5 protein-coding genes are annotated in these 7,967 nt (G+C 30.4%); 4 read left to right on the forward strand and 1 reads right to left on the reverse strand.

From position 1 onward, the window contains the following. Positions 1–74 precede the first annotated feature (74 nt). The 4 genes from ABJG40_RS10800 (at position 75) to typA (ending at position 4,926) form a co-directional block, all read left to right on the forward strand. A complete protein-coding gene (locus ABJG40_RS10800; protein WP_348024589.1) occupies positions 75–845 on the forward strand; it encodes a thiazole synthase in 771 nt (256 codons plus the stop codon). A 4-nt stretch (positions 846–849) separates the two neighbouring features. Continuing rightward, positions 850–1,965 carry a 2-iminoacetate synthase ThiH gene (gene thiH / locus ABJG40_RS10805; RefSeq protein ID WP_348024590.1) on the forward strand — a complete coding sequence of 372 codons (1,116 nt, stop codon included), beginning with the start codon at positions 850–852 and terminating at the stop codon, positions 1,963–1,965. A 6-nt stretch (positions 1,966–1,971) separates the two neighbouring features. Next, complete coding sequence (locus ABJG40_RS10810; RefSeq protein WP_348024591.1) at positions 1,972–3,027, forward strand: HesA/MoeB/ThiF family protein; 1,056 nt, start codon at positions 1,972–1,974, stop codon at positions 3,025–3,027. 126 nt (positions 3,028–3,153) lie between these two features. Beyond that, entirely contained in the window at positions 3,154–4,926 is a 1,773-nt protein-coding gene (gene typA, locus ABJG40_RS10815) for a translational GTPase TypA (RefSeq protein ID WP_348024592.1), read from the forward strand. A gap of 107 nt (positions 4,927–5,033) precedes the next feature. On the opposite strand, the gene ABJG40_RS10820 is transcribed toward typA, so the two are convergent. Next, on the reverse strand, positions 5,034–7,967 hold a 2,934-nt coding region (locus ABJG40_RS10820; RefSeq protein ID WP_348024593.1), incomplete at its 5' end, for a phosphodiester glycosidase family protein.

The raw sequence follows: 7,967 nt of genomic DNA on the forward strand, positions 1-7,967 counted from the left end.
GATTCTTAGTTAAACCAAGATACTAAGAGTTGTCGACCGCGCTCAAACGGACATCAATTCAAAATAATAAAAAAATGAATCAAAAATTAAATATAGCCGATAAAGAATTTACTTCTCGTTTGTTTACAGGAACCGGTAAATTTAGTTCCTCTAAATTGATGGAAGAAGCATTGTTGGCATCCGAAAGTGAATTGATAACGGTTGCTTTAAAAAGAGTAGATGTACAAAATAATGAAGATGATATTTTATCACATTTAAAACAAAGCCACATCCGTTTATTGCCAAATACTTCTGGAGTAAGAACTGCAAAAGAAGCCATTTTTGCAGCAGAATTGTCTAGAGAAGCTTTGAGTACAAATTGGGTGAAATTAGAAATTCATCCAGATCCTAGATACTTATTACCAGATCCTATAGAAACTTTAAAAGCTGCAGAAGAATTAGTGAAATTAGGTTTTGTAGTAATGCCTTATATTCATGCAGATCCTGTTTTGTGCAAGCGTTTAGAAGAAGTAGGTACACAATGTGTAATGCCTTTAGGAGCGCCAATTGGGAGCAATAAAGGCTTAAAAACACAAGATTTTTTAGAAATTATTATAGAACAATCTAATGTACCTGTAATTGTAGACGCTGGTATTGGTGCGCCATCTCATGCTGCGTATGCAATGGAATTAGGTGCAGATGCAGTTTTAGTAAATACGGCAATTGCAGTTTCTCAAAACCCAACTGCAATGGCAAAAGCATTTAAAATGGCTGTTGAAGCAGGTAGAATGGCTTTTGAAGCAAAATTGGCTCCGGTAAGTAAAAAAGCAGTAGCAAGTAGTCCGTTAACATCATTTTTAAATTAAAATTATGAGTCACTTTAAATCACTTTTTGATACTTATAATTGGGATTTTACATTAGCCAGTATTTATGATAAAACGGAGGTTGAGGTAAAAAATGCTTTGGCAAAAGATAAGTTAGATTTAGAAGATTTTAAAGCATTAATTTCTCCTGCAGCCCAACCTTTTTTAGAGCAAATGGCACAGAAAAGTCAGCAACTTACTAAAAAACGATTTGGAAATACCATACAAATGTATGCACCCATGTATTTGAGTAACGAGTGTCAAAATATTTGTACGTATTGTGGTTTTAGTATGACGAATAAAATACCAAGAAGAACGTTAACAGATGCAGAAATATTAAAAGAAGTCGCGTTTTTAAAAAACAAAGGCTACGATCATATTTTATTGGTTACAGGAGAAGCTAATAGAACCGTTGGTGTACATTATCTTAAAAACGCGATACAATTAATAAGGTCTCAATTTTCTAATATTACGATTGAAGTACAACCTTTACATCAAGAAGAATACGAACTTTTGGTACAAAATGGCTTGTATGCAGTTTTGGTGTATCAAGAAACGTATAACAGAGAAGAATACAAAAAACATCACCCAAAAGGTAAAAAATCTAATTTTGATTATCGTTTAGATACTCCAGATCGTTTAGGAAAATCAGGTATTCATAAAATTGGTTTAGGCGCTTTATTTGGTTTGGAAGATTGGCGTGCCGATAGTTTTTTTACAGCGTTACATCTGCAATATTTGCAAAAAACCTATTGGAAAACAAAATATTCGATTTCTTTTCCTAGATTACGTCCGCATTCTGGCGGATTAGAACCTAAAGTAGCAATGAGCGATCACGATTTGGTACAATTAATTTGTGCATTTAGATTGTTTAATGAAGATGTAGAATTATCAATGTCTACAAGAGAAAGTGAGATTTTTAGAAATCATATTGTAAATTTAGGTATTACATCCATCAGTGCAGAATCTAAAACCAATCCAGGAGGTTATGCTGTTGCTCCTCAATCTTTGGAACAGTTCGAGATTTCGGACGAAAGAAGTACAGAAACCATTGTAGAGATGCTAAAAAGTAATGGATTAGAAGTGGTTTGGAAAGATTGGGAACAATTTGAAAGTGTGTAGTCTTATATGAAATTAACTTTAGAAGAAAAAAAGCAATACAATCGTCATCTTATTTTAGATGAAATAGGCGAGAAAGGACAATTAAAATTAAAACAAGCCAAAGTTTTAGTGATTGGTGCCGGTGGATTGGGTTGCCCTGTTTTACAATATTTAACAGCAGCAGGAGTTGGAAAAATCGGAATTATAGATGATGATGTGGTTGATCAAAGTAATCTACAACGTCAGATTTTGTATACTATTGATGATATTGGCAAGTCAAAAGCAGTTTCTACAGCAAATAGATTAAGTAAATTAAATCCGTTTATAAAGTTTGATATTTATCAAGAAAAACTAACCAAAGAAAATGCTGTTACTCTATTTAAACAATATGACATTATTGTGGATGGAAGTGATAATTTTTCTACTCGATATTTAACCAATGATGCATCTGTTCTTACAGAAACACCATTGGTTTACGGAGCTATTTTTAAGTTTGAAGGTCAGGTAAGTGTTTTTAATTACAAAAAAAGTGCAAGTTACAGGTGTTTGTATCCAACTCCTCCTAAACCAGGCGATTCTCCTAATTGTTCAGAAATAGGTGTTTTAGGTGTTTTACCGGGAATTATAGGAAGTTTACAAGCAAATGAAGTTATCAAATTAATTTGTGAAATAGGAGATGTTTTAACCAATAAACTATTGATTTATGATACATTAAATATGCGTCAATTCATTTTAAAATACGAAAAAAACAATGCTATAGTTATTGATAAATTAGAAGATGATTATGATTTTTTCTGTGGAATAAAAACAAAAAACGAAGAGATTACCTTAGTAGAATTAGAAAATAATTTAGAAAAGTATAATTTATTAGACGTTAGAGAAGAATGGGAACGAGAAGATTATCATATAGGAGGGCAACACATTCCGTTAGATGAAATTGAAGATAAATTTGATGAGGTAGATTTTTCAAAACCATTGGTTGTGTATTGTGCATCCGGAAAAAGAAGTAAAACAGCTATTGATTTTTTTATCAAAAAGAATATAAATTGTAAATTATTAAACCTAAAAAATGGTTGTTTTTAAGCCTGTAATTTAATTTTTTGACATTTATTTTTAGTGTTTTAATGAATTACAACCTAAAATAACATATAAAATAGTAATAAATTACATTTAAACAACTACTTTTGCACGAAATTTAAGAAACCACAAATGCAATCAATAAGAAATATCGCAATTATTGCCCACGTTGACCACGGTAAGACAACTTTAGTAGATAAAATTATAGATCAAGCTAAAATTTTAGATGATCGTAAAGAACGTACAGATTTATTATTAGATAATAATGATTTAGAAAGAGAAAGAGGAATTACAATTCTTTCTAAGAACGTTTCTGTAAACTATAAGAATACAAAAATTAACGTTATTGATACTCCTGGTCACGCCGATTTTGGTGGAGAAGTAGAACGTGTATTAAAAATGGCTGATGGTGTTTTATTATTAGTGGATGCATTTGAAGGACCAATGCCACAAACTCGTTTTGTATTAGGTAAAGCCTTAGAATTAGGATTAACTCCTATTGTAGTTGTAAATAAAGTAGACAAAGAAAACTGTACTCCAGATTTAGTTCATGAAAAAGTTTTTGACTTAATGTTTGCTTTAGAGGCTACAGAAGAACAATTAGATTTTACTACTATTTATGGTTCTGCAAAGAACAACTGGATGAGTACAGATTGGCAAAACGAAACAGATAATATTATTCCTTTATTAGATGCTGTTTTAGATTCAATACCTGAAACAAAATATAACGAAGGAGATGCTCAAATGCAAATTACTTCTTTAGACTTTTCTTCTTTTACAGGTAGAATTGCTATTGGACGTATTTTTAGAGGAGATTTAGAAGCTGGAAAAGATTATATGTTATGTAAAGCTGATGGTTCTACTAAAAAAGTAAGAATTAAAGAATTACATGTTTTTGAAGGAATGGGTAAAGTACAAGTAGATAAAGTTCCTTGTGGAGATATTTGTGCTATAACAGGTGTTGAAGGTTTTGAAATTGGTGATACAATTGCTGATTTAGAAAATCCTGAAGCGTTACCGAGAACTGAAATTGACCAACCTACAATGAGTATGTTATTTACAATTAATAACTCTCCATTCTTTGGTAAAGAAGGTAAATTTGTAACATCTCGTCACTTAAGAGATAGGTTATTTAAAGAATTAGAGAAAAACTTAGCGTTAAAAGTTGAGACTACAGATTCTGAGGATAAATTTAACGTTTTTGGACGTGGAGTTTTACACTTATCTGTATTAATTGAAACTATGCGTAGAGAAGGATATGAATTACAAGTTGGAAGACCACAAGTAATTCTGAAAGAAATTGATGGTAAGAAGCATGAACCAATGGAAACATTATCTATTGATGTACCTGAAGATATGGCTTCTAAAGCAATTAATTTAGTATCTCTTAGAAAAGGAGATTTATTAATTATGGAACCAAAAGGAGATTTGCAACATTTAGAATTCTCTATTCCTTCTAGAGGATTAATTGGATTAAGAAATAAAATTTTAACAGCTACTGCAGGTACAGCAATTATTAATCACCGTTTCTCAGAATACGGACCTTACAAAGGAGATTTTACAGAAGATGTAAAAGGAGCTATTATTTCTTCTGCTGCTGGTAAAGCAACAGCTTATGCATTAAATCGTTTACAAGATAGAGGGCGTTTCTTTATAGATATTAACCAAGAAATTTATATTGGTCAAGTAATTGGAGAAAATAGTAAAGACTCAGATTTAGCAGTAAACTTAATTAAAGGAAAGCAATTAACAAATATGCGTAAATCTGGTACAGATGACGCTATGAAAATTGCTCCTAAAGTAGATTTTTCTTTAGAAGAAAATATGGAGTATATTAAATCTGATGAGTATTTAGAAGTTACCCCAGAAAGCTTACGTATGCGTAAGATTAACTTTAAAGCATAAATAATAATTATTTTTGTAAAAAAAAGCAAGAATTTTATATAAAATAAAAAAGCTCAAGTTTAAAAACTTGAGCTTTTTTATTAAAAATCCAAAATTAGACTTAATATTTAATCATCTATATACCCAACAATAGCATTGGCAACAAAACGTGGTTGCGGAGGTAAAGAATAGATATCATTCTCGTAGTTTTTATTGTATGGAGAAATGTTCATAATATTTCCGTCTACAACTAAAGTACTACTTCCTCCAGGGTCAAAGCCCATAGCCTTATCCATCCCGAATTTTAAAAGTATGTCTACCATATCAAAATGTGTAGCTCCTACAGATTCTCTAATTCTTCCATTTACCATCAATACCATTAATTTGCCTTCTTTGGTAATACCAACAGCAATTTTAGGTCCTCTCATATCCGTAAAATCTAATCTAGCAGCTTGAGTTTTAATAGAATTTTTAGTTTTCCAACCTTCATCTTCCATATTTAAAATCTGCTTTCCTTCATCAATTAGCATTGGTCCTGCTTCAATAGCATAAGAAATTTCATTCCAATTAAAATGATTTGATTCTGGTTCTAATAATTTAATATCTAAAGTGGTTCCTTCTTTAAATATGCTTTTTATAAATAAATTTGCAGGTATAGATAATGTAATTCCTACAGGTATAGAAGAAACTTCTTCATTTTTATTTGTCTTTATTATTTGTTTTACGGTATTTCCTGCAATTCTAACAATATAGTTACCATTACCAGTAATGGTTTCTAGAGAGTGAGATAAATCATAAAAACAAGGAGATGTAGTGCTGTGTTTGTTATAGTTATGTGCAGTAAATTCAATCGATTCATTTTTATCTTTAATAATAAAGCCTGCTTTACTATTTACTTTTCTGATATCAACTTTACCATCTTTATAAATGATAAATGCTGGTTTGTTAAATAAAGGAGGACAAAACACTTTACCATCCATAATTAATAAGCCTAAAGGAGAACCAATATAGGTTTCTGGTAAACCTAATTTACCAACCAATTCTGGATTTAATATATATCCACCATTCCAAGCTAATTCAATTTTTTGTTTGTTTTTGCTTTTCTTTTGGTATTCTTTTACCAAAGCAGGTACATTTTTTGGTTCTTTATTAGCAATATGTGCAGCAAATTTCCAATGATGTTTTTTAGTATCAATTTCTGCCAATACACCACTCCATGGCAAACCATCATCATAAACACCACCTACAAAAGAAGCGTTTACTTTTTCTATTTTTTGCGTAGTTTTTAATTTCTGCTTTATTTGATTTAACAACTTATTAATTGGTGTTCCGTTATCAATAGCATCTTTGGTTATGATTGCTAATAATTCTTTTTCACCTATTTGCTCTTTAAGTTTATTAAAAAGGTCACTATTTAAAGCGGTATTAAAATCTTTAGCTGTTTGTATAGGAGTAGGGTAAGCTAATGTTGTTCTTACACCTGCTGGTACAAATTGAATAAAACCACTGTCTTTAGGAATTCCCATAATTTTTGCAGTCATTTCATATTGCGCTTTTCCTATATGAAAATGGTCAATTTCAATAATGTCAGTCATCATTGCTGCATATTCTCCATTGGTAATAATAAAGCCATTTGCCTCTTTTATTTTTCTAAGAATTTTAAGAGCGTTAACACCCATTTGCGGAAAATGTACACCTTCTGACCATTGCTTAGTTTCTACTATTTGTACAACACCAGCCTTGTATAACAAACCAAGTTCTGGTTCTATACCACTTTCTAAATACTTTTTAATATTGGCACTAGAAAACCATTTTGTAATTCTAGGTTCATGTATAAATATGTATACTTTTTCTAAAGTATCTATATTAGGGTTTAAAATTTCTTTTGTTAATTCTTCTTCTATACTTAGGTGTAATTGTGCACGAATGGGTTGTAAAACAAAATATTCTAATTCATGCTTAATATAACGCCCAGGAAAATAACCTTTTGGTACATTATTTTTTAAGTTTTTAGTTAAAATTTTACGATCATCAATGCTTAAAAACTTGCTATTAGTTAATTGAAATAATGCCAATTCCCAGTCAGCAAAAAATTGTGGTGCTAAAGTTAAATCTGCTAAATGTTTAGGCTTAAAAATATCATTATATATCATATTTACCAAACCTGTAACTTCTTGATACGTAAAATCTTGGTATGCATATGCTTTTTTGTTACGATGTCTGTAAGAAAGTGCATGATCGTGTCTTATTGATTTTTCTCCTTCTACATATTTAAAAATATCATCTATGGCATTATAATATTTATGAATTTGTTTTAGGTTGGTATTTACCAAATCTGGAATGTCATTTTCCATCATTCTTGCATACCTCATTACTTTACCTTTTACCAACTGTTCTTCAACTCTAAAAAAGCTTGGGTCAATTAAAGATTTTAAATACAACATAAAAGATAACCTACCATACCCAGGTAAATAATGTCTTGTTTTTTTGTTTAGAATAGCATTTAAATCTTCGTTTTCAAAATTTACAGAAGCTTTATATTCTTTTAATAAATTGATTACCTGATTATTTTGATTAATACCAATAGCGTCTAGTTGTAAAAACAAACGTTCTAAAATATAGCGCATATTTTTTTCTAAAGAGGCAATGCTATAACGTTTGTTTATAACACTTCTGTTATGAGTAACATCTACCATTCTGTTTTGAGGATAAAACACATGGTCACATATTTTTTCAGCTAAAATTTTAGGAATTTTAGACCCTTTAAATTCTAAGACATTTAATCTTAAAGATTCATCTAAATGACGACCAATAACTTGGTCGTAAACTTCTCTTGGTTCATATTGTCTACAAAAAATAGGGGTTCCACATGCTGCGGCTTCTATAATTGGTAAACCACGACCTTCTGTCTGACTAGGTAATAATATTAAAGAAGCAACATCGTATAATTGCTCAATATCTAAAGGTTTTTTATATTTTTTCTTAAACTCATTTTTGTCAAATTCACTAAATAAAAAACCTAATAAAACACGTTTTCTAAATTCTTTTGGTAACTCTTTTAA

It is taken from the genome of Polaribacter sp. (assembly GCF_039939415.1).
Lineage (GTDB): Bacteria > Bacteroidota > Bacteroidia > Flavobacteriales > Flavobacteriaceae > Polaribacter.

Bases quoted from the DNA above. Each gene is read 5' to 3' on its own strand.
- ABJG40_RS10800 (WP_348024589.1), top strand. From the start codon at position 75: ATGAATCAAAAATTAAATATAGCCGATAAAGAATTTACTTCTCGTTTG.
- thiH (WP_348024590.1), top strand. From the start codon at position 850: ATGAGTCACTTTAAATCACTTTTTGATACTTATAATTGGGATTTTACA.
- typA (WP_348024592.1), top strand. From the start codon at position 3,154: ATGCAATCAATAAGAAATATCGCAATTATTGCCCACGTTGACCACGGT.
- ABJG40_RS10810 (WP_348024591.1), top strand. From the start codon at position 1,972: ATGAAATTAACTTTAGAAGAAAAAAAGCAATACAATCGTCATCTTATT.